The sequence below is a fragment of the Streptomyces sp. NPDC102514 genome (genome assembly GCF_055584525.1).
The window spans coordinates 60,351-81,651 of record NZ_JBVJLW010000002.1; the positions used below are offsets into that span (position 1 = coordinate 60,351).

The following is a 21,301-nucleotide window of genomic DNA, read 5'->3' on the forward strand; positions in this document are numbered from 1 at the left end:
GCAGGGGTTGACAGGAAAGTTCCCGGGTCCCAGCCTTTGGCAACGTTGTCAGTGCCTCCCGCGCGCCGTGTCGGGTCCGGCCCGCGCCGCTGTCTTCCGATGGGACATCACGCTCATGACAGATCAGTCGAGTTCGCCGCGTCAGCTCTCGCGGCGATCCGTCGTCGCCACGGGTTCGACCCTGCTGGCAGGGTTCGGCCTGGGCGGCCTGGCTCCCCTGCCGGCTGCCGCCGCCGCAGGTGGCAAGGGGCCGACAGGGTCCGCCCCGCCCGCCGAACTCGCCCTGCACCGCCCGGTCACCGTCTCCTCCACGGCCTACGCGGCGACGCCGGGCTCCTTCGTGGTGGACCGGCTCGCCTCGCGGGGCGTCCGGGGCAGCGGCTGGCGGGCCGGGGCGGGCGACCCGCAGTGGATCTCGGTCGATCTGCAGGCCCGGTGCGAGGTGACCTCGATCCGGCTCACCTTCGAGGGCGACGCGAACGACCCGGTGTTCACGCCTCCCACCACGGGAAATCCGGCCAGTGGCACCACGGGCAAGGAGATCCAGTCGAGCTACGCGGTCGACTTCGTCGTCGAGACCTCGACCGACCACAGGTCCTGGACCAGCGTGTACCGCACGACGGCCGGCACCGGTGGCGTGGTGGACATCCAGCTCCCCCGGCCGGTTCCGGCGCGCTGGGTGCGGATGACCTCGCGCAGACGCTCCAGCCCCAACCCACTGGGCCTGAACGGCTTCGAGGTGCACGGCAGCGCCGAGGGGCACCGGCCGTCGGCCACCGGCTGGACGGACTGGGGCACCCGCACCGGCCCCGCGCCGAAGCTGACCGTGGCCGTCGACGGCACGGTGCCGGTGGAGTCGGGCTGGCGGCTCACCCTCGACGACTGGGCGGACGGCGACAGCGACAGCGGGAAGGGCGGGGACGGCAAGGAGCTGTCGAAGACGTCCGTCGACACCAGTCGCTGGCTGCCCGCCACCGTGCCCGGCACGGTACTGGCCTCGCTCGTCGACCAGGGCAAGCTCCCCGACCCGGTGGCCGGGCTCAACAACCTCCACATCCCCGAAGCCCTGTCCCGCCACTCCTGGTGGTACAAACGGGACTTCGAGGTGCCGCGCGGCCTGCGTACCGGACCCGGCCGCCGGATCTGGCTGGAGTTCGACGGCATCAACCACACGGCCGACATCTGGTTCAACGGCCACCGCGTGGGCGAGCTGACGTACCCCTTCGCCCGCTCGGCGCACGATGTGACCAAGCTGCTCGCAGCGGGCGGCGGGGCCAACGCGCTCGCGGTGCGGATCACGCCGATGCCGGTGCCCGGCAGCCCCGGCGACAAGGGCCCCGCGGGTGAGGCCTGGGTGGACGCGGGCGCGAACCAGATGAACCTCAACTCGCCCACCTACCTGGCCGCTTCGGGCTGGGACTGGATGCCCGCGGTACGCGACCGGGCCGCGGGCATCTGGAACCACGTCCGGCTGAGATCCACCGGCCAGGTCGTGATCGGCGACCCACGGGTCGACACCGTGCTGCCGAAACTGCCCGACGTGTCGGTGGCCGAGCTGACGATCGTCGTCCCGGTCCGCAACGCCGACACCACCGACCACCGCACGACGGTCTCCGCGTCCTTCGGCGCCGTACGCGTCAGCAAGGTCGTCACCGTCCCGGCGGGCAGAAGCGTCGACGTCATCTTCGCCCCGGACGCCTACGGCCGGCTGCGGGTGCGCGACCCGAAGCTGTGGTGGCCGAACGGCCTCGGGGACCCCGCCCTGCACGAACTGACCCTCACCGCGTCGGTCGACGGCGCCGAGAGCGACCGCCGCACCACCAGGTTCGGCATCCGCCAGTTCGGTTACGAGTTCGAGGTGCCGCTGCCGTTCACGTCCACCGGCGACGCGTACACCCAGTCCGTGACCTTCGACCGGCGGGACGCCCGATACGTACGCGTGAAGTGCCTTACACGGGCGACCAGTTGGGGCAGTTCGCTGTGGGCGCTGGCCGTGTTCGACAGTGACCGGGCCTCGACCGATCTCGCCCTGCACGCACCGGCCGAGGCGTCCAGCGAGGACGGGGGCGACCGCGGTCCGGCCAACGCGACCGACGGCGATCCGGGCACCCGCTGGTCGTCGGCCTACGAGGACGACCAGTGGATCCGGGTCGACCTGGGCTCTCAGCAGTCGTTCGACCGGGTCGACCTGACCTGGGAGCAGGCGTACGCGAAGACGTTCGTCGTGCAGGTCTCCTCCGACGACGACACCTGGACCGATGTCACGTCGGTGGACAACGGCGCGATCCCCCTGCCCTTCAACAACGGCAACGCAAGTCTCCAGGTCGAGGACTTCGCGCCGCGCACCGCCCGTCACGTCCGGATCGCCTGCGGGGTGCGCAACACGAGCTGGGGCAACTCCCTGTGGTCGCTGGGTGTCATCGACAGCGCCGAGCCGGGCACCGACCTCGCCCTTCGGCAGAAGGCGACCGCGTCCACCGAGGAGTCCGACCACCCGGCCGCGAACGCCACCGACGGCGACACGGGAACACGCTGGTCGTCGGCGTACGAGGACCAGCAGTGGATCCAGGTCGACCTCGGCTCCGCGAAGCGGTTCGACCGGGTGGCGATCGTGTGGGAGCCCGCCTACCCGAAGACGTACGTCATCCAGGTGTCCGACGACGGGGACACCTGGACCGACGTGAAGTCCGTGTCCAACACCCCCGACCCGCTGAGGATCAGCGTGAACGGCGTCCGGGTCCTGGCCCGGGGCGGCAACTGGGGCTGGGACGAACTGCTGCGCCGGATGCCGCCGGAACGGATGGACGCGGCGGTGCGGATGCACCGGGACATGAACTTCACGATGATCCGCAACTGGGTCGGCACCTGCGACCGGGAGGAGTTCTTCACCGCCTGCGACGAGCACGGCATCCTGGTGTGGAACGACTTCCCCAACGCCTGGGCGATGGACCCGCCGGACCACGAGGCCTTCAACTCGATCGCGCGGGACACCGTGCTGCGCTACCGGATCCACCCGAGCGTGGTCGTCTGGTGCGGGGCCAACGAGGGCAATCCGCCCGCCGCCATCGACAAGGGCATGCGCGCCGCCGTCGAGGAGCAGGCGCCCGGTCTGCTCTACCAGAACAACTCGGCCGGCGGGATCATCACCGGCGGCGGCCCCTACGGCTGGGTCGAGCCGGACAGGTACTTCGACCCGTCCACGTACGGCAGCAAGGACTTCGGATTCCACACCGAGATCGGCATGCCCGTCGTCTCCACCGCCGCCAGCATGCGGAACATGACCGGTGACGAGCCCGAGTGGCCGATACGCGGCGCGTGGTACTACCACGACTGGAGCGAGCGCGGGAATCAGGCGCCGCAGAACTACCGGGCCGCGATCGAGGCCCGGCTCGGGACGGTCACGGACCTGGACGACTTCGCCCGCAAGGCCCAGTTCGTCAACTACGAGAACACCCGCGCCATGTTCGAGGCGTGGAACGCGAACCTGTGGGACAACGCCAGCGGCCTGATGCTGTGGATGTCCCATCCGGCGTGGCACAGCACCGTCTGGCAGACGTACGACTACGACTTCGACGTCAACGGCACGTACTACGGGGCCCGTTCGGCCTGCGAACCGCTGCACGTCCAGGCCGACCCGGCGGGGCAGGTCATCGCGGTCAACCACACGCGCAAGGAGCTGCGGGGGTCCGTCGTCTCGGCGCGGCTGCTCGACCTGTCGGGCAAGCGGCTCGGCAAGGCCAGGAGCGCCCGGCTGGACGTGGCACCGGCCGCGATCGGGAAGGCATTCACCGTCGGATGGAGCGACGACCTTCCCGACCTGCACTTCCTGCGGCTCACCCTGGAGGACGGGGACGGCCGTGAGCTGTCGCGGAACACCTACTGGCGCTACCGCACCCCGGCCGCCATGCGGGCCCTGACCCGGGTGCCGCGCGCCAAGGTGTCCTCGAAGGTCACCCGGGTGTCCCGGTCGGGGGCCCGGCACGAACTGACCGCCACCGTGCGCAATCAGGGCTCCGCCGTCGCCGCCATGGTCCGGCTGTCGCTGCTGGACGAGAAGACGGGCCATCGCGTCCTGCCGACCCTCTACAGCGACAACTACCTGTGGCTGCTGCCCGGCGAGTCCCGGACGGTCACGCTGTCGTGGCCCGCCCGGGCACTCGCCTCGCACCAGCCGCTCCTGACAGCGGAGGCGTTCAACTCGTAGCGCTGAAAGGCTGGTTGGGCGGCTACGCGTAAGGGGTCAGGAACTCCCCCACGGACAGGGCCCTGTTCACGATGCGCGTGTCGCCCATCCAGCCGTAGAAGCCCTGCCCGAAGCTCTCGTCGAACTGGGTGGCTCCGAGCACGAAGGGCTTGCCGAGGGTGGCGATGCCGGTGGACGGCTGCGAGGGATTGCGAGCGATCTTCGAGCCGTCCACGTACATCACCGTACGGCGGCCGTCGTTGACGAGGGCGATGTGCATCCAGCGGCCCACGGGCACCGCGTGGCTCCACGACGTGGGGTCGGCGTCCTGGCGCTGCGGATAGACCACGAACTGGAGGAACCGCTCGGGTGACAGGTTGAGGCTGCAGGTGGGTTCCAGCGGGGACCAGCCCGTGGTCTTGCCCGCGTCCCCGTTGCGGCCCTCCCAGCTGAGGATGCCCATCCACGAGTGGTCGCCCTCGAAGGGCTCGGGCAGCCGGACGAAGGTCTCGATGGTGTAGCCGCGGAGGAACTTCTCGCTGTTCAGGGCGGCTCGGGCGGCGGTCGTCAGGATCGCGCCGCGGTCCGGGCTCTTGCCGCCGTCGAAGCGGAGACTGGCGTGCGCGGGCTGGCCGGGGTGGTGGTCGGCCGACCAGGTGAGCGCGTCGGAGCCGCTCGACGCCAGCCGGCTCACGGTCAGGTCGTTGCCGTTGCCGGTGAGGTCGCGCACGACGGCACCGTTCGCGACGGACTTGCCCGCGGTGCCGCCCGCCGAGGTCCCGGCGGCGTCGAACCGCCAGTACGCGACCGTGCCGCGCGGCATGACCGCGGAGGCGGGCCGCGGCTTCGGCACGACGACGGGGGCGAAGCCCTTGAACCGCTCGTCGAAGTCGATGTCCAGGCTGAACCGGTCGGCGTCACCGGTCAGTTCGATGGTCTCGGCCTCCAGCGGCGACCGCTTCTCCGGGTCCCTGGCGAGGAGCCACGGCGAGAAGGTCTCGACGTCGACGACCCCGCGGGCCAGGTCGAAGCCGTAGGTGCGGATCATGCCGGCGCCGCCGTAGTAGCGGTCCTGGTAGTTGGTGATGTGGACGTGGACATCGTTGTCGGAGTCGTTGCGCAGGACCGTGCGGCCCGGCGGCCAGTAGTGGCCGCCCAGCGCCAGGAAGATCTGGTCGTTGCCGCGTATGAGGCCGTCCCACAGGCGCTTGCCGTTGTCGGAGAGCTGCGCCTTGCCGTCGTCGTCGGCCCAGGCGATGTCATGGGTGGTGAGGACGGCGGGCAGTGTGGGGTGCGCGTCGAGGACGCCCTGTGCCCATGCCATCCCCTTGTCGGAGATCCGCCAGTCCAGGGCGAGGACCAGCCAGGACCGGTCCGCGGCCTTGAGCACGTGGTACGTGTTGTAGCCGTCGGACGAGGCGCCGCGGTAGGTCGGCATCGACTTGTAGCGGGCGGGCCCGAAGGCGTCGAGGTACGCGGAGTCGCCGCGCTGGTCGTCCCCTGAGTCGATGTCGTGGTTGCCCGCCAGGACGCTGTAGGGCACCTTGCCGTGGAGGGTCCGGAAAGTGTCGGCGGCGCGTTCGATCTCGTCCTCGGTGCCGTGCTCCGTGACATCGCCGAGGTGCGTCATGAAGGCGATGTTCGCCTCGCCGCGCTCGGCGACCAGATGGCGGAAGGCCTCCCGCAGCGGGGCGGGATCGGCGCTGTCGGCGTCGAAGAGGTACTGGGTGTCGGGCAGGACGGCCAGCACGAACCGCGGGCTCTCGGGGTCGAAACGGCCGCCGTGCGCGGCAGATGCGGTGACGGTGGCTCCGGCGCCGGTGGGGGCCGAGCCGGTGGCGGCCTGCGCGGTCGCCTCGAAGGCGGCGACGCCCACGCCGGCCACGGGCAGGGCTGCCGCGACGCGCAGCAGGGCGCGTCTGTGCAGGGGGTGCGGGGGCTTCTGAGGTTCTGCCGCAGTCATGGACACTCCGTAGGACAGGACCGGACGGGACCGGTCGGCAGCCCGTACGCTCCTCACCCGCCACAACCGGGCGATGGCGGGGAGTTGAACGTCTGTGGCCTGCCGTCCGGACGTTTGGCGGAGCGACCGTCCGGACGGCACCGGAGTCAGGACGCGTCGGAGGTCTCCGCTTCCTTACCTGCTTCCTTACCGGCTTCCTTGTCGGCGTCGGCGGCTTCCTTCTCCGCCATGCCGAGGAAGTGGCGGATCGTCTCGACGGGCATGTCGAGCCCGTCGGACGCGGACTGCTCGTCACCGAACACCTGCACCGCCTCGGCGACGGCCACGGCCAGCTCGGCCTCCGCCTTGCGGACCTTGATCTCGGCCTTGTCCACGGTGTCGACCACCGCCAGCTGACGACGCTGCTTCTCCTGCAGCCGCTGCTTACGGGACGCCGTCTTGTCGATGTTCTGCGCAGTCACGGGCAAGATCATAAGCAACTGGGCGGGCACGCACGAAATTGCCGGCTCGACACTTCGTCGGTCCGCCGGAAGGCACGTCCTTGCCGACGCGGAACGGGCATCGGTCGTGTCTCCAAGAACGTGAATCACCCGCTCGCGCCATGAAGAGTGGAAGCCTTTCCTGTGGATCGGTCAGCAGCCGACCCATCAGGTCGGGATCATCACCGCGCGCCGAAGTCGTCCGAGCCGCGCCGGACCATGCCGCCCGGTGCCGTGTCTCGCGGTGTCGCGTCTCCAGGTGCCGTGGGTATCAGGGCGGGCAACGCTGCGGAGCGTCGTCCGCCCTGACGGGCGGTTCTTGGTGGAGGTGGCTGCGGCTCACGAGCACCTGAAGGCTGTGGTCCGGGTGGTGGTCGAGTTCGTCGACGCCGCGCAGTCAGAGGACGAGGTCCATACGGGTGTCCCCGCCGGTACCGCCCTCGCGCAGCAGCCTGCGGACTTCGCGGTGCAGGCCGAGCGAGCGGTACAGCAGGAAGCTGGCCCGGTGCCGTTGGTCGTCTGTGACGCGGAGCTGCGGATCCGCCGGGGCCCGGGGCAGCGGATCGGCCGGCGCCGGCAGGCCCCAGTCCCGTGCGACCTGAGCCAGCAGCTGATCGGTGCGGCCACACACGATGTGGACGTCGGCTCCCGCCTCGCGCAGCAGGAAGTGGAGGGGCACGGTGTCCCGGTCCGGCACGTGCGCCGGGTGTCCGGAGTGCATGACCCACAGCAGGCGCAGTCCGCGCAGTCCGTCGGACGGGAGCCCGGCCACGAGCCGGTCCACGTCGAAGTGGTCCCTGCCGCTGTATCCGATGACGATCACCGCCCGGTGAGCGCGCAACAGCCGGTACATGCGCTCCGCCTCCTCCGCCGGGAAGCCGGTCCGGATGCGACCCAGGGTGGCGCCGATCCCCCTGCTGTCGAGCGCATGGGCGAAGGAGCCGTGGAAGTGGTGAACCGCGCTGTCGGGTACCGGCCTTCCCTGCCGGGTTTCGTAGGCCTGTTCGATGCAGGTGTCGAAGTTGGCCGTCATGTGGCGACCGCCCAGCGCGATGTGGTCGGCCGCGAAGGCGTGCAGCCGGTTCGGTACCGCCTTCCTGACGTCGTCCAGGATGGCGAAGGTGTCCGGCGAGCCCTCCGGGCGGGCGCGTGCCGCGGCGTCCAGCGCCGTCCCGAGCCCGGGCAGCTGAGAGGCGTGCGGGCTGGTGTCGTACGCGCGCAGTGGGTTCGTGTGCAGGCCGACGACCTGGTGGTACGTCAGCACCGTGTCGAGAGCGCCCGCTTCGAAGAAGGTGCCGAAGACCCGCCGGGTCAGCTCCGGGCCGCTCGGCAGGCTGGTGGGTCCCTCGACGGAGATTCCGGCTCCGGACCACAGCAGCACCTGGTCCGGCCGCAGTCCGGCGAGCAGCCTGGTGGCGTCGGCCACAACGGAGTCCGGGGCGCTCACCGCGGGACCGCCCCGGGGTCGACGCTGTGGGCCGTGGAACCGGTGAACCCGGACGGCGCTGCCGTACGGAAGACGAGAAACGCCAGGTCGGCTGCGACTGCGACTGCGGTGAACTGTGGCGGATGCCGGCTGTCGACCACGTCGGACCGTCCGGGTCCGACGAGGACCAGGCCGCGAAGGAAGAGCACGTACGCCTCAATGTGGCGGCCCCGTCGTACGTCGTGCACGACGACACCGAGGCGCCCGCACAGGGTGTTCACTCGCGAGTCCTCTTTCACCTGAGTCGTGCCGGATGATGTCCCTCCGACTGAAGCGGTTGCGGCCGAGCCGCGGCAAGACACGTTTGTGTCCGCATCGGGCATCGCTGTATCCGGCGGCGCGCGGTTAGTCTCCGATCGGTGGCGCGACCGAGGAGGCAGTGGATGTCGAAGGGGCGCAACGGACCAGGAACTCCCGCCGGGATCGACCTGTGCCTGGCGGCTCTCCACCAGCGCGGCATCTCCGGGACCATGGCCACGGTAGGCGCCTTTCGCACGGCCCACCCGGACTACGACTTGTCCGACTCCATGGTCAGGTCGATGCTCAACGGCACGCGGGAGCCCAAACCGGACTTCGTACGCCGACTGGCCCGGCTGGCCGATGTTCCGGTGGCCCAGGTCTTCGTACACCTGGGCTGGCTGCCCCCTGAGGAGGCGACCGACCCCAGCGTGCTCCACCTGGTGCGGCAGTTGCGTACGGGCATCACGGCGGCCGGGCAACTGGCCCGGGAAGCGGCGGAGCCATGGTTCGACCGCGCCCCGGCTGCCGCCGCGGCGGCGGTGCTGACGAACGAGGACGGCGCCCGCCGGTACACCGTGTCGCTGTCGGCGGTCGAGGCGGGCCATCACTACCGCTGTGCCCTGATGGACGTCGCCGAGTTCCACCTGCGACCGGGGGTGAGGCCGCTGTCCCTGGACCGGGCCGTCGCCCTCGCCGACGGCGGACTGCTGCGCGGCACACTGACCACGGCCCGCCGCCAGGAGATGGCCGAGCACCCTGACTACTGGTCGGTGCGGCTCGAACTGACCGCGCTGGCCCAGCGGGCGCTGCAGTACCGGGGCGAGTACAGCTGGCAGGGCGGGCCCGGTGCGCGACTCTGGCTGGACGCGGACGACGGATACCGTCCTCGCCATCTGCTCGTGCAGGACCGCATCGCCGGAGTACGCCGGGAAGCCGTTCCGGCGGCGGCCGGACGGTGGGCCGAACGGGCGATCCCGCCGATCGTCGTGATCGGTCATCGTCCGCTGGCAGGGGGCGCCGCCGCGCTGCTCGCGGAGACGCTGGGGCTGGAGTACGTCCTGCCCCGGTCCGGCGAGGAGATCGTCGCCGACGGTTTGTTCCTGCCGGTCCTGCGGAGCCCGGTCCCGGGGCGGGTGGAGGCGTGGCTGTCCGTGACGAGGCATCTGCGCACCCGGGCGGCGGCCGGTAATCCCTGGCCCGCGGTCGTCCTGACGCGTCCCTACGTCTTCGCCGGACAGGGACATGACGCCGATCTGCCGCTGGACGAGTTGCGTCGGCTGCCGGCCCACATCGTCTCCGTGCGGCCCTCCTACACCACGCTGCGCTGGTGGGCAGCACGCCGGACGGGCTCGGAGACCGCCGGGGACGCGGAGGCGCGGGCATGGGTGGCACGGGAGCTGCGCGCGTACGACAGGATCGAGAGCGTGCTGAGCGCGCGGACTGCGGATCGGACCTTGCTCATCCAGGTACCTGAACCGACGAGCCCGTTGCGGGTGCGGGGCTGGGGCTGGCCGGACATCGTGGCCGACCTCCAGCCCAGGCTGGCCTGGGCGGTGCTGGAATGGCTCGACCTGACGGCCCATCGGCGGGGACCGAAACTCTCGGGGATGTTACGGCCCGGCCTGCTGTCGGAGTGGGCGCCCACTCTCCGAGACGATCCGGGTGTGTCTTCGCTGCTGCCCCGGTGAGAGGGCGGGCGACCGGCCGGCGGCTCAACGGATGTCGTCGGGCTCTTCCGGATCGGCAGACTTGCTGTGACCGGCGTTGTGCATGCTTCCCTCCCTTCTTTTCTGGTCGGGTCCTGCGTGACCCCCGCGCCGCCCGGCAAGGCTCCCCTCCAGGCACCGGGCGGCGCGGCGGCCCCCGGACATGAGCAGAACCCGTGGTCCGGGGCGGACGACAGCCTGTTGCCCAAACCCCGGACGAACCCCGACAGTGGTCGGACAAAGTCGGACAGGACCGTGGCGTGCGCCACCGGCCCGGATGCCGTCGGGGGGGCAGATGCCGAAGGAGCACAGCAGACGCCGTCGACACCATGAGGAGTCCGACCCGGAGGCGATCGGGTCGGTCTCGGATTTCGCCCACCAGTTGACTCGGGCACGCCTGCGCGCGGGACTCACCGTGCGCGATGTGGCCGGCCTGGTACGCATCGCGCCGAGCACGGCCGGCGACTATTTCTCGGGCCGTCATCTGCCTCCGGTACGGGCGACGAAACTACTCACCGACATCCTTCTCGCCTGCGGTGTCGACGATCCCCACGACTTGGAGCACTGGCACGAGGCTCTGGTGCGACTGCGGATCACACCGGGTCGGCCCCGGGCCGACGCGCCTGTTCCCTACCGGGGACTGCGTGCCTTCGAGGAGGAACAGGCGGAGTGGTTCTTCGGCCGGGACGAGTTGACGGCCACACTGGTCGAGCGATTACGCGTGCTCGCCGGGTCCGGAGGCGGTCTCCTGGCCGTGGTCGGCCCCTCGGGCTCCGGTAAGTCCTCACTGCTGCGCGCCGGGCTGATTCCCGCGGTCCGCCGCGGGGTGCTGGAGGGCGATGCCGAAGACGGGGAAAGCGCCCGCCCTGTGGTCCTGATGACTCCGGGCAGTCATCCGGCGGACGAACTGACCGCCCTGCTGCAGGCGGTGGACGCCGCCGCTCCGCTGATCGTGGTGGATCAGTTCGAGGCACTGTTCACCATGTGCCCACACCCCGACGAACGAGCCCGCTTCATGGAGTTGCTGGGCCGGCAGCGTCCCGGTCTCGTCGTCATCGGGCTGCGGGCCGACTTCTACGCGCAGGCCCTCCAGTTCCCGCCGCTCGCCGAGGCTTTGCAGACCCAGCAGTTGGTGGTGGGGCCCCTGGCGCAGGAGGAGATGCGCCAGGCCATCGTCGGGCCTGCCCGCAAGGCCGGGCTGGAGGTCGAGAGTGGCCTGGTGGAACTGTTGCTGCGCGATCTGGCTCCGCGATCGTCACCGGGCGACGGCACCGACAGGGACGATGCCGCCCATGACCCCGGTGCACTGCCCCTGCTGTCCCACGCCCTGCTCGCCACCTGGCAGGGGGCACCCAGCGGCCACCTCACTGTCGACGCCTACCGCAGCAGCGGCGGCATTCACCACGCCGTGGCCCGCACCGCGGACACGGTGTTCGCCGAACTCTCCGACGCACAGCGGGACATCGCCCGCCAGGTCTTCCTCCGGCTGGTGAACGTCTCCGACGACGCCCTGACCACGAGACGTCGGGTGCACCTCGCGGAACTGCTCGACCCGGACGGTCCGCAGGCCGGGGAGCCCACCGCCGTCCTGGCCGCGTACGTCGAGCAGCGGCTGATCACCGCCCACAGCGACACCGTCGAGATCTCCCACGAGTCGCTGCTGACGGTGTGGCCCCGATTACGGGAATGGATCGGGGCGGACCATGCCGGGCTCCGGATCCACCGGCGGTTGACCGAGGCCACACACCACTGGAAGGACGCGGAGCGCGACCCCGGTCTGCTGTTGCGCGGCACCGCTCTCGCGCTGACCGGTGAGTGGGCGGCCGACGCCGCCCACAGCGACGCTGTGAACGCCGACGAACGCGCCTTCCTGGAAACTTCGTTGCGCCAGCAGGCGCAGGAGCGCCGGGCCGCCCGCAACCGCACGCGGCGGCTGTACCAGTTGCTCAGCGCGGCAGTGGTGCTGCTGCTCGTCACCTGTGGGCTGTTCCTGTACGCGCAGGGGGAGCGCGATCGGGCCGACCGGTCCCGGGCCGAGGCGGAGTCACGTCAACTGGCGGCGGAAGCGGCCCGGATCGGCCAGCACGACCCGTCCGTCAGTGCCCAGCTCGCGCTGGCGGCCTACCGAACAGCACGCACCCAGGAGGCGCGCGCGGGCCTGATGGACTCCTCGGCCTCTCCCTCGGCGACCCGGCTGACCGGCTTCACCGGGCTGGTCCAGGCGGTGGCCTTCGACAGCGCCCGCACCCTGCTGGCCGCCGGCTCGTCCGACGGCTCGGTCCGGTTGTGGAGCACTGCGGACCGTACCCGGCCCCGGCTGCTGGCAAGGCTGCCCATCTCCGATGAACTAGCCGTGTTCGCCGTCGCGTTGAGCCCTGACGGCAACACGCTCGTGGCCGGCGGCGGCAAGGGGCTGCTGCATCGCTGGGACGTCTCGGAACCGCGTCGTCCGCACCGGCTGCCCGATCTGCCGGGCAGCCCGGACGCGACCGTCTACGCGCTGGTGTTCGCCCCCGACGGGAACGGTCTGGCCGCGGCCTGCTCGGACAACACGGTGCGGCTGTGGACGAACGCACGCACCGCGGAAACAGCGGGCGCACCCGTGGTGTACCGGGGCGTCGACTATCAGCAGTCGGTGGCGTTCAGCCCCGACGGCTCACTGATCGCCGCCGCCGGACGCGACGGCAGCGCCCGACTGTGGCGTACGCACGGCAGCAGACGTACGGTCCCACTGGCGAAGCTGGGGACGTTCGAAGGGCCCGCTCTGGGGGTCGCCTTCAGCCCGGACGGGCGTTTCCTCTCCGTGTGCAGCCAGGACCGCACCATTCGGCTGTGGGACGTCTCGGACCCCGCACGTCCACGACGGTCGGCCTCCCCCGAGGACAAGGCCGACGGCTGGGTCAACGCCCTGGCGTTCAGTCCGGACGGGGCGGTGCTCGCCACCGGGGGCAGCGACGACGCCGTACGGCTGTGGGACCGCACGGCCGGATACAACGCCGCCACCCTGCCGCACCCGGGCGCGGTGACGTCGGTGGCGTGGTTCGACCGGCGGACGCTCGTGACCGGCTGTTCGGACGGCGTCATCCGGCTGTGGTCGCTGCCCTCCCCCGTGCTGGCGTCGGCGCAGGGCGTCAACGCCCTCGCCTACAGCCCCGACAGCCGGCTGATGGCCGTGGGCACCCTGAACCTGCAGCTGTGGGACCTCGCCCGGCACGAACGCGTCGGCCGGCCCTGGACACCGGGCGGCGACACCTTCGTCCAGTCGGTGACGTTCTCGCCGCGCGGCCGGATCCTGGCCGTCGGTTACAGCGACGGCCTGGTCCGCCTGTTCTCCTACACGCTCACCGGCGAACTGACCGCGCGCGGAAAGCCGTTCCGGGTGGCGAGGAGCGGCACGGTCGAGTCCCTGGTCTTCAACGCGAAGGGCACGGTACTGGCCAGCGGGGCCGACGATGCCACCGTACGTCTGTGGGACACCGGCAGTCCGGACCGGGTCAGGGCCCTGCGCACCCTCACCGGGGCGACGGACGCGGTGCTGTCGGTGGCCTTCGCACCGGACGGGCGGCACATCGCGGCAGGCAGCATCGACCGCGCCGTGCGCGTCTGGAGCGTGTCCGGGAAGACGACGGACCCGCTGGTCACCCTGCGCGGCCCCACCGGTTACGTGTGGTCGGTCGCGTTCAGTCCCGACGGCTCGACCCTGGCCGCAGGCAGCGCGGACCGCTCCGTCCGGTTGTGGGACGTCCGCACCATCCGCCGTCCGGAGCGGGTGGGTCCCGATCTGACCGGCTTCACCAGCTACGTCTATTCGGTCGCCTTCAGCCCGGACGGCCGTACCCTGGCCGCCGGCAGCACGGACACGACCGTCTGGCTCTTCGATGTCTCCGACCCCAGGTCTCCCGACCTCAACGCGGTCCTCACCGCGGCCACCGGCCATGTGTACGCGGTCGCCTTCAGCCCCGACGGAACCACGCTGGCAGCCGGGGGCGAGGACCACACCGTCCGGTTGTGGGACACCGACGCGGACGCCACCGCCGACCGGCTGTGCGAAACGCGGGGTGATCCGCTCACCGCGTCCGAGTGGCGCCGCTTCCTCCCCTCGGTCTCCGAGGTGCCCACCTGCCGGTGAGACGGAGAGCGGCGGCGACAGGTACCCGTGGATGCCGATGGCACGACGCGCTCGCCGCCCGGCCCGAGAGAAGGTGAGGGCCGGTTTCGGATTTCTCCGAAACCGGCCCTCACCTGCGACTGCCTCCAGTCGGGACGACAGGATTTGAACCTGCGACCCCTTGACCCCCAGTCAAGTGCGCTACCAAGCTGCGCCACGTCCCGATGCGTCTCGCCGCGGTGAACCGCGTGATCGCGCGAACAGAACCTTACCGCACACAGAGGGGTGCCTCGAAGACGGCGAGTGAGGGGGACAATCGGTGCATGAGCAACACCTCTGGCGACACTTCCGGCGACCGGCGGGACCGGGACACGGAGGGCCGGGCACGCAATGCCCGGCCCCGCGACGGCCTCGGGCGGCCCCTGCCGTACGGGGTGGACGGCGTGGAACGGCAGCCCGAGGGGGTGGTGCGCGCTCCCGGGGACACCGTCACCGAAGCCCAGGCGCTGCTGGCGGCGGGGAAGCCGTTCCACGCGCACGAGGTCTTCGAGGACGCCTGGAAGTCGGGCCCCGACGAGGAGCGGGCGCTGTGGCGGGGGCTCGCCCAGCTCGCGGTGGGGCTCACGCACTCGGCCCGGGGGAACGTGACGGGCGGGGCCCGGTTGCTGCGGCGCGGGGCCGGGGCGGTCGAGGAGTGGGGTGCCGCTTCCGGGACTCCGCGTCCGTACGGGCTCGCGTTGGCCGAACTCGCCTCCTGGGCCCGCGAGTTGGCGGATGTCGTGGAGCGGGACGAGGCCGCCGTGGACGCGTCGGTGTGGGCGCCGCGGTTGCGCGATGGCGGCGACCTCTGAGTCGTTCACGGGCCGTCCGCGGCCGGGTGGGGTGATCGGGGCCGTGCTGCCGTGCGGCAGACTCTGGACGTGCGAAAGATTCATGTCATCGGCATCGGCTCGGGCGACCCCGACCAACTGACCCTCCAGGCGGTCAAGGCGCTGAGGGACACCGACGTGTTCTTCATCCTGGACAAGGGCGAGGTGAAATCGGACCTCGTGCGGCTGCGCCGTGACATTCTCGGCGCGCATCTGCCGGAGGGAACGTACCGGACGGTCGAGGCGCGCGACCCCGAGCGCGACCGTACGGCGGAGGGCGCGGGCTACTCCCCCGCCGTCGGGGACTGGCGCAGCGCCCGCGCAGGCGTCTTCGAGCGGCTGATCGCCGGGGAACTGGACGAGGACGGGACCGGGGCGTTCCTCGTCTGGGGCGACCCCTCGCTGTACGACAGCACGCTGGGCGTCCTGGAGGAGGTCCTGGAGCGGGGTGCCGTGGCCTTCGAGTACGACGTCGTGCCCGGCATCAGCAGCGTGTCGTCCCTCGCCGCCCGTCACCGCACCGGCCTCAACCGGGTGGCACGGCCCGTGCAGATCACCACGGGCCGCCGGCTCGCCGAGGGCCTTCCCGAGGGCGTCGACGACGTGGTCGTCATGCTGGACGCCCACCAGACGTTCCAGGGGTACGCCGACACCGGCGAGGACATCGACATCTACTGGGGCGCCTATCTGGGCACCCCGGACGAGATCCTCGTCTCGGGGCCCCTCGCCGAGACGGCGCCGCACATCATCGAGGTCCGCACCCGGGCCCGCGAGCGCAAGGGCTGGATCATGGACACGTATCTGCTGCGCAGGCACCTCGGGGACGAAGGCGGGAAAGCCTCCGGAGACGAGGGCGTTCCCGGGCCGGGCTGAGCCGGAGGGCCCCGCCGGCCCGCGGCAGCGGTCCGCACCCCCATGCGGACGGCCCCGCATGCACACCCCACCGGCCGGTGTGAAGCTGACCGGTGTGACGACCATCGACACCGCCGGAGCCCCTGCCGGACCGCCCGCCGCCGAAGCGCCCGCCACGCAGCCGCCCGTGCTGGACAAGCGGCGCCGCAACGTCGTCTTCGTGACGATCATGCTCGGCATGCTGCTGGCCGCGCTGGACCAGACGATCGTGGGCACCGCCCTGCCCACGATCGTGTCGGACCTCGGCGGCGCGGAACACATGTCGTGGGTGGTCACCAGCTATCTGCTGGCGGAGACCGTCGCCACGGTCCTCGTCGGCAAGTTCGGCGACCTGTTCGGCCGCAAGCTCGTCTTCCAGGCGTCGGCCATCATCTTCATCACCGGCTCGTTCCTGTGCGGCCTCTCCTCGAACATGCTCCTGCTGATCTCCTGGCGGGCCATGCAGGGCATCGGCGCGGGCGGTCTGATGGTCACCGCGATGGCCCTGATCGCCGACGTCATCCCGCTGCGGGAGCGCGGCAAGTACCAGGGTGCGATCGGCGCGGTGTTCGGGGTCGCCACCGTGATCGGGCCCCTGCTCGGCGGCCTCTTCACCGACCATCTGACGTGGCGCTGGGCGTTCTACGTCAACGTCCCCATCGCGATCCTCGTGGTGGTCGCCGCGGCCCGCACGATCCCGGTGGTGAAGTCGCCGTCCCGGCCGGTCATCGACTATCTGGGCATCGCGCTGGTGGCGATCGGCGCCAGCGCCCTGATCCTGGCGACAAGCTGGGGCGGCAACGAGTACGCCTGGGGCTCGCCCACCATCATCGGCCTCTTCGCGGGCGGTGTCGTCGCCCTCGCGGGCTTCTGCTGGGTGGAGACCCGCGCGGCCGAACCCATGCTGCCGATGCGCCTGTTCGGCAACCCCGTCTTCACGGTCTGCTCGATCCTCAGCTTCATCGTGGGCTTCGCGATGCTCGGCGCGATGACGTTCCTGCCGACGTATCTGCAGTACGTGGACGGCGACTCGGCGACGATCTCCGGCGTACGCACGCTGCCCATGGTCGTCGGACTGCTCATCGCGTCGGTCTTCAGCGGCAACGTCATCAGCAAGACCGGCCACTACCGGATCTTCCCCATCATCGGCTCGCTGGTCATGGGCGTCGGGCTCTATCTGCTCTCCCTGATGAACAGCGGCACCAGCACCTGGCTCTCCTCGCTCTACATGTTCGTGCTCGGGGCGGGGATCGGCCTGTGCATGCAGGTCCTCACCATCGCCGTGCAGAACACCGTCGAGTACACCGACCTGGGCACCGCGACGTCCGGCGTCACCTTCTTCCGTACGCTCGGCAGCTCCTTCGGGACCGCGGTCTTCGGCACGATCTACGCCAACACGCTGAAGCCGAACCTGGCAGACGGGATCGCCGAGGCGGCCCGGACGAGCGGGACCGATCCCGGGACGCTCACCAAGGCGGCGACCAGCCCGGAGGGGCTGCACGATCTGCCGTCGGCGACCGCCGCGCCGCTCGTCAAGGCGTACGCGGAGACGCTGCAGACCGTCTTCCTGTGGACCGTGCCCGTGGCGGCGCTCGGTTTCCTGGTCTCGCTGTTCCTCAAGCAGGTGCAGCTGCGCGACAGTGCGCGGATGGGGTCGACCGACATGGGCGAGGGGTTCGCGACCCCGTCAGCGGCCGACAACCGGCAGCGGCTGGAGGCCACGGTCGGGAAGATCCTCGGCGGCACCCGGCCCGACGAACTGCGCCGGATCGTCATCGGGGCGGACACGCGGCTGGACATCGCGGGGGCCTGGTCCGTGATGCAGGTCGAGATGTTCACCCGGATGGTCGGTCATGCGAACCTGTCGCTGATCGCCGCGCGCCGGCGGGTGCCGCCGGAGGTGCTGGTGCCCGTCTTCCAGCGGATGGTGGACGAGGGATACCTGACTCATGAGGGCAGCCTCTTCTCCCACACCGAGGCCGGGACGCGCGAAGCGCGTGTCATCGGTGAGGCGTGGGGGCGCTGGCTGGCCGACCGGGTCGAACAGGACCTCGGTCGTCCCTCGGGCGCGGAGCTTCGGGTCGCCGTCGACAGCATTGCGAAGCGGTTGCTGGTGGAGGATCTGACGGACGGGGCGTCGGCGGGGCAGGTTCCCGGGGCCCTCGCCACGGCCCCGGCCCCAGCCCCGTAAGGGGCGCGGGGAACTGCGCGACCAGCCCCCACGCAGCCGCAGTCGAAAAGCGGACCGGACCTGCCCCTGCACCTCGTACGCCCACTGCGAGTGCGTCGTGGCTGGTCGCGCAGTTCCCCGCGCCCCTATCGGGCGCTGGTCGCGCCCACGCGGCACAGCCGCACAATGTCACAGCCCCGCGCCCCTGACGGGGCCGGGGCCTGTCAGCCCAGAGCTTTGTCCAAGTTGAAGGCCGCGCTGATCAGCGCCAGGTGCGTGAAGGCCTGGGGGAAGTTGCCCTGTTGTTCGCCGGTGTGGCTGATCTCCTCGGCGTACAGGCCCAGGTGGTTGGCGTAGGTGAGCATCTTCTCGAAGGCGAGGCGTGCCTCGTCGAGCCGGCCGGCCCGGGTCATCGCCTCGACGTACCAGAAGGAGCAGATCGAGAACGTGCCCTCCTCGCCGCGCAGGCCGTCGGGGCTCACCTTCGGGTCGTAGCGGTAGACCAGCGAGTCGGAGACCAGGTCCTCGGTGAGCGCGTCCAGCGTGGAGAGCCACTTCGGGTCGGTCGGCGAGATGAACTTGGCCAGTGGCATCATCAGCACCGCGGCGTCCAGGACGTCGTCGTCCTCGTGCTGGACGAAGGCCTTGCGCTCCGGTGACCAGCAGCGGTCCATGATCCGCCGGTAGATCGTGTCGCGGGCGCCGCGCCAGCGCGGGAGGTCCGCGGGCAGGCCCCGGCGGTTGGCCAGCCTGATCGCCCGCTCGATCGCCACCCAGCACATGAGCCGGGAGTAGAGGAAGTTCTTCCGGCCGCCACGGGTCTCCCAGACACCCTCGTCGGGCTGGTCCCAGTGGTCGCAGACCCACTCGACCAGCGCGCAGATGTCGTCCCACTGGTCGCTGGAGATCGGCTCGGCCCACTTGTCGTACAGGTAGACCGAGTCGATGAGGGCGCCGTAGATGTCGAGCTGCAGCTGGTCGGCCGCCGCGTTGCCGACGCGGACGGGGGCGGAGCCCTGGTACCCCTCCAGGTGGCCGAGCTCCTCCTCGTGCAGGTCGGTGCGCCCGTCGATGCCGTACATGATCTGCAGCGGGCCCGCGGGGCGGCCGTCGCCGGGGCTGATGTGCCGGGCCGTGAACGCCATGAACGACTTGGCCTCGCTGGTGAACCCCAGCCGCAGCAGGGCGTACACGCAGAAGGCCGCGTCGCGCACCCACACGTACCGGTAGTCCCAGTTCCGTTCGCCGCCGATCTGCTCGGGCAGGCTCGTCGTCGCGGCGGCGACGATCGCGCCGGTCGGGGCGTAGGTGAGCAGTTTGAGGGTCAGCGCGGAGCGGTGCACCATCTCGCGCCACCGGCCGCGGTACTGGGAGGCGGTCAGCCAGTTCCGCCAGAACGCCACGGTGGCGCCGAACAGTTGCTCCGCCTCGGCGCGCGGGCAGCCACGGGGCTCTATGGCACCGCTGACCTGGTCGAGGGCGAACACCGCCGACTCGCCCTCGTGGAGTTTGAAGTCCGCCGTCGCGTCGAGCCCGTCGCAGGCGAGCGGCTCGGTGGAGGTCAGGGCGAGCGACAGGTTCTTGGACTCGAAGACCACCGTGTCGTCGTGGAGGCGGGCGGTGTGCGGCTGCGCCGCGTAGTCGAAGCGGGGTGCCACGCGCGCGTGGAACGGGACCGAGCCGCGTACGCACAGCACGCGGCGGATCAGCCGGTGCCGGTCCGCCTCCGTCCCGCCGCCGTCGCTGTTCCCGTCGCCGTCGCCGTCGCCTTCGACCGGCATGAAGTCCTGGATCTCGCCGACGCCGTCCTCCGTGAAGAAGCGGGTGAGCAGGACGTTCGTGTCCGGGAAGTAGAACTGCTTGGTCCTGGCCGGGACGGCGGCGGCCAGTTCGAAGGAGCCGCCCTTGTCCGCGTCGAGGATCGAGGCGAAGACGCTGGGGGCGTCGAAGGAGGGGCAGCAGTACCAGTCGATGGTGCCGTTGATGCCTACCAGGGCGACGCTGCGGAGGTCGCCGATCAGGCCGTGGTCGGCGATCGGGAGGTAGTGGCCGTGGTCTTGGCCGTGGTCTTGGCCGTGACCTGATGTCGGTGGGTCCTGGTGCGCGGATGCCTCGGACATGGGCTCAGGGTAGACGTTCCACTGGGGGGATTGTCGGTTTTCTGCGGGTCCGATGTGGCTGATCGCGCCCACGCGGCGGAGCCGCACATGTCACAGCCCCGCGCCCCTTCAGGGCGAAGAACTGGGGCGCAGCCCCGTTTTTCAGGGGCGCGGGGAACTGCGCGGCCCGCCCCCATCGGCCCGCAGTCGACGAGCGGCCGGTCAGGCGCCACCGCACGGCGCTGTTCAGCGCAGCAACAGTTGCAGGCCGCCCAGGATCGTCGCTCCGATCACCAGGCGTTCGAACAGGCGCTGGTTGATGCGGTCCACCGCCCATTTGCCGATCAGGGCGCCCGGGAGGACGAACGCCGCGAGGGCCGCGTCCAGGAGCAGGGAGTGGCCGTCGATCAGGCCGAGGCCGACGCTGAAGGGGACCTTGGAGACGTTGACGATCAGGAAGAAGAAGGCGGAGGTGCCCAGGAAGCCGAGCTTGCGGAAGCCCGCGGAGAGGAGGTACATCGACATCACCGGGCCGCCCGCGTTGGCGACCATCGTGGTGAAGCCGCCCATCACCCCGTAGGAGCGGGCCTTGATCCGGCCGGTCCGCGTGGCCACCGAGTCGGGCTCCTCGGCCGCCTCCGCGGCGTCGGCCTTCCGGCGGCGCCACATGGTGACCCCGGCCATGAACAGCAGGATCGCGCCGATCGACGTACGCACCATCGCGTCGTCGGCCCACACCAGGAACACCGTGCCGACGACCACGCCCGCGGCGACCGCGGGGAACAGTTTCCACAGGGTCGGCCAGTGCGCGTGCCGCCGGTAGGTGAGTACGGCGAGCACGTCCCCGACGATCAGGATGGGCAGCAGCACCCCCGTGGACGCCCTGGCCGGCAGGACCGCCGCGAAGATCGCGAGGCTGACGGTGTTGGCCCCGCTCACGGCGGTCTTGGAGAAGCCGACGAGCAGCGCCGCGGCGGCGAGGGCGGCGAACTCCCAGGGAGTGATGTTCCAGAGCGTCATCGTGTTCATGCGGGGACCGATGCTATGCCCACCTATCCGGCCGTGTCAGGGGCGTCTCGACAGGTGACCCCGACAGGTGTCCCCTGC

General features: G+C 70.9%; 12 protein-coding genes and 1 tRNA gene. 6 read left to right on the forward strand and 7 right to left on the reverse strand.

Translation table 11 applies throughout. From position 1 onward, the window contains the following. Positions 1-115: 115 nt before the first annotated feature. On the forward strand, positions 116-4,204 hold the full coding sequence (locus tag ACZ60E_RS05545) for a discoidin domain-containing protein (RefSeq protein ID WP_469438458.1): 4,089 nt from the start codon (positions 116-118) through the stop codon (positions 4,202-4,204). 22 nt (positions 4,205-4,226) lie between these two features. Here ACZ60E_RS05545 and ACZ60E_RS05550 read toward each other — a convergent pair whose 3' ends face one another. The 4 genes from ACZ60E_RS05550 to ACZ60E_RS05565 form a co-directional block, all read right to left on the reverse strand. Then, entirely contained in the window at positions 4,227-6,146 is a 1,920-nt protein-coding gene (locus ACZ60E_RS05550; RefSeq protein ID WP_469438460.1) for a LamG-like jellyroll fold domain-containing protein, read from the reverse strand. A 146-nt stretch (positions 6,147-6,292) separates the two neighbouring features. Next, positions 6,293-6,607: a hypothetical protein gene (locus tag ACZ60E_RS05555; RefSeq protein ID WP_384807382.1), complete on the reverse strand. Its 315-nt coding sequence runs from the start codon at positions 6,605-6,607 to the stop codon at positions 6,293-6,295. A 415-nt stretch (positions 6,608-7,022) separates the two neighbouring features. Beyond that, positions 7,023-8,072 carry an SIR2 family protein gene (locus ACZ60E_RS05560; protein WP_469438464.1) on the reverse strand — a complete coding sequence of 350 codons (1,050 nt, stop codon included), beginning with the start codon at positions 8,070-8,072 and terminating at the stop codon, positions 7,023-7,025. After that, the gene (locus ACZ60E_RS05565; RefSeq protein WP_469438466.1) at positions 8,069-8,332 is read right to left on the reverse strand and encodes a hypothetical protein; all 264 of its coding nucleotides are present in this window, start codon (positions 8,330-8,332) and stop codon (positions 8,069-8,071) included. The genes ACZ60E_RS05560 and ACZ60E_RS05565 overlap by 4 nt, the downstream gene beginning before the upstream one ends. Before the next feature lie 162 nt (positions 8,333-8,494). On the opposite strand from ACZ60E_RS05565, the gene ACZ60E_RS05570 reads away from it, so the two are divergent. After that, positions 8,495-10,039: a hypothetical protein gene (locus ACZ60E_RS05570; RefSeq protein ID WP_469438468.1), complete on the forward strand. Its 1,545-nt coding sequence runs from the start codon at positions 8,495-8,497 to the stop codon at positions 10,037-10,039. 313 nt (positions 10,040-10,352) lie between these two features. Continuing rightward, complete coding sequence (locus tag ACZ60E_RS05575) at positions 10,353-14,186, forward strand: nSTAND1 domain-containing NTPase (RefSeq protein WP_469438470.1); 3,834 nt, start codon at positions 10,353-10,355, stop codon at positions 14,184-14,186. 129 nt (positions 14,187-14,315) lie between these two features. On the opposite strand, the gene ACZ60E_RS05580 is transcribed toward ACZ60E_RS05575, so the two are convergent. Further along, positions 14,316-14,389, reverse strand: a tRNA-Pro gene (locus ACZ60E_RS05580). 99 nt (positions 14,390-14,488) lie between these two features. On the opposite strand from ACZ60E_RS05580, the gene ACZ60E_RS05585 reads away from it, so the two are divergent. The 3 genes from ACZ60E_RS05585 (at position 14,489) to ACZ60E_RS05595 (ending at position 18,116) form a co-directional block, all read left to right on the forward strand. Next, positions 14,489-15,016, forward strand: coding sequence for a DUF309 domain-containing protein (locus ACZ60E_RS05585; RefSeq protein ID WP_469438472.1), 528 nt, complete (start codon positions 14,489-14,491; stop codon positions 15,014-15,016). Positions 15,017-15,085: 69 nt separating this feature from the next. Next, a complete protein-coding gene (cobF, locus tag ACZ60E_RS05590; RefSeq protein WP_385836540.1) occupies positions 15,086-15,907 on the forward strand; it encodes a precorrin-6A synthase (deacetylating) in 822 nt (273 codons plus the stop codon). Positions 15,908-15,965: 58 nt separating this feature from the next. Further along, on the forward strand, positions 15,966-18,116 hold the full coding sequence (locus tag ACZ60E_RS05595) for an MDR family MFS transporter (RefSeq protein ID WP_469438476.1): 2,151 nt from the start codon (positions 15,966-15,968) through the stop codon (positions 18,114-18,116). Positions 18,117-18,319: 203 nt separating this feature from the next. Here ACZ60E_RS05595 and ACZ60E_RS05600 read toward each other — a convergent pair whose 3' ends face one another. Next, on the reverse strand, positions 18,320-20,215 hold the full coding sequence (locus tag ACZ60E_RS05600) for a glycoside hydrolase family 15 protein (protein ID WP_469438478.1): 1,896 nt from the start codon (positions 20,213-20,215) through the stop codon (positions 18,320-18,322). A gap of 225 nt (positions 20,216-20,440) precedes the next feature. Next, positions 20,441-21,223 carry a sulfite exporter TauE/SafE family protein gene (locus ACZ60E_RS05605; RefSeq protein ID WP_384804099.1) on the reverse strand — a complete coding sequence of 261 codons (783 nt, stop codon included), beginning with the start codon at positions 21,221-21,223 and terminating at the stop codon, positions 20,441-20,443. Positions 21,224-21,301: the final 78 nt, after the last annotated feature.

Coding starts and splice junctions, on each gene's coding strand:
- ACZ60E_RS05570 (WP_469438468.1), top strand. CDS start 8,495: ATGTCGAAGGGGCGCAACGGACCAGGAACTCCCGCCGGGATCGACCTG.
- ACZ60E_RS05600 (WP_469438478.1), bottom strand. CDS start 20,215: ATGTCCGAGGCATCCGCGCACCAGGACCCACCGACATCAGGTCACGGC.
- ACZ60E_RS05605 (WP_384804099.1), bottom strand. CDS start 21,223: ATGAACACGATGACGCTCTGGAACATCACTCCCTGGGAGTTCGCCGCC.
- ACZ60E_RS05545 (WP_469438458.1), top strand. CDS start 116: ATGACAGATCAGTCGAGTTCGCCGCGTCAGCTCTCGCGGCGATCCGTC.
- ACZ60E_RS05550 (WP_469438460.1), bottom strand. CDS start 6,146: ATGACTGCGGCAGAACCTCAGAAGCCCCCGCACCCCCTGCACAGACGC.
- ACZ60E_RS05585 (WP_469438472.1), top strand. CDS start 14,489: ATGAGCAACACCTCTGGCGACACTTCCGGCGACCGGCGGGACCGGGAC.
- ACZ60E_RS05575 (WP_469438470.1), top strand. CDS start 10,353: ATGCCGAAGGAGCACAGCAGACGCCGTCGACACCATGAGGAGTCCGAC.
- ACZ60E_RS05595 (WP_469438476.1), top strand. CDS start 15,966: ATGCACACCCCACCGGCCGGTGTGAAGCTGACCGGTGTGACGACCATC.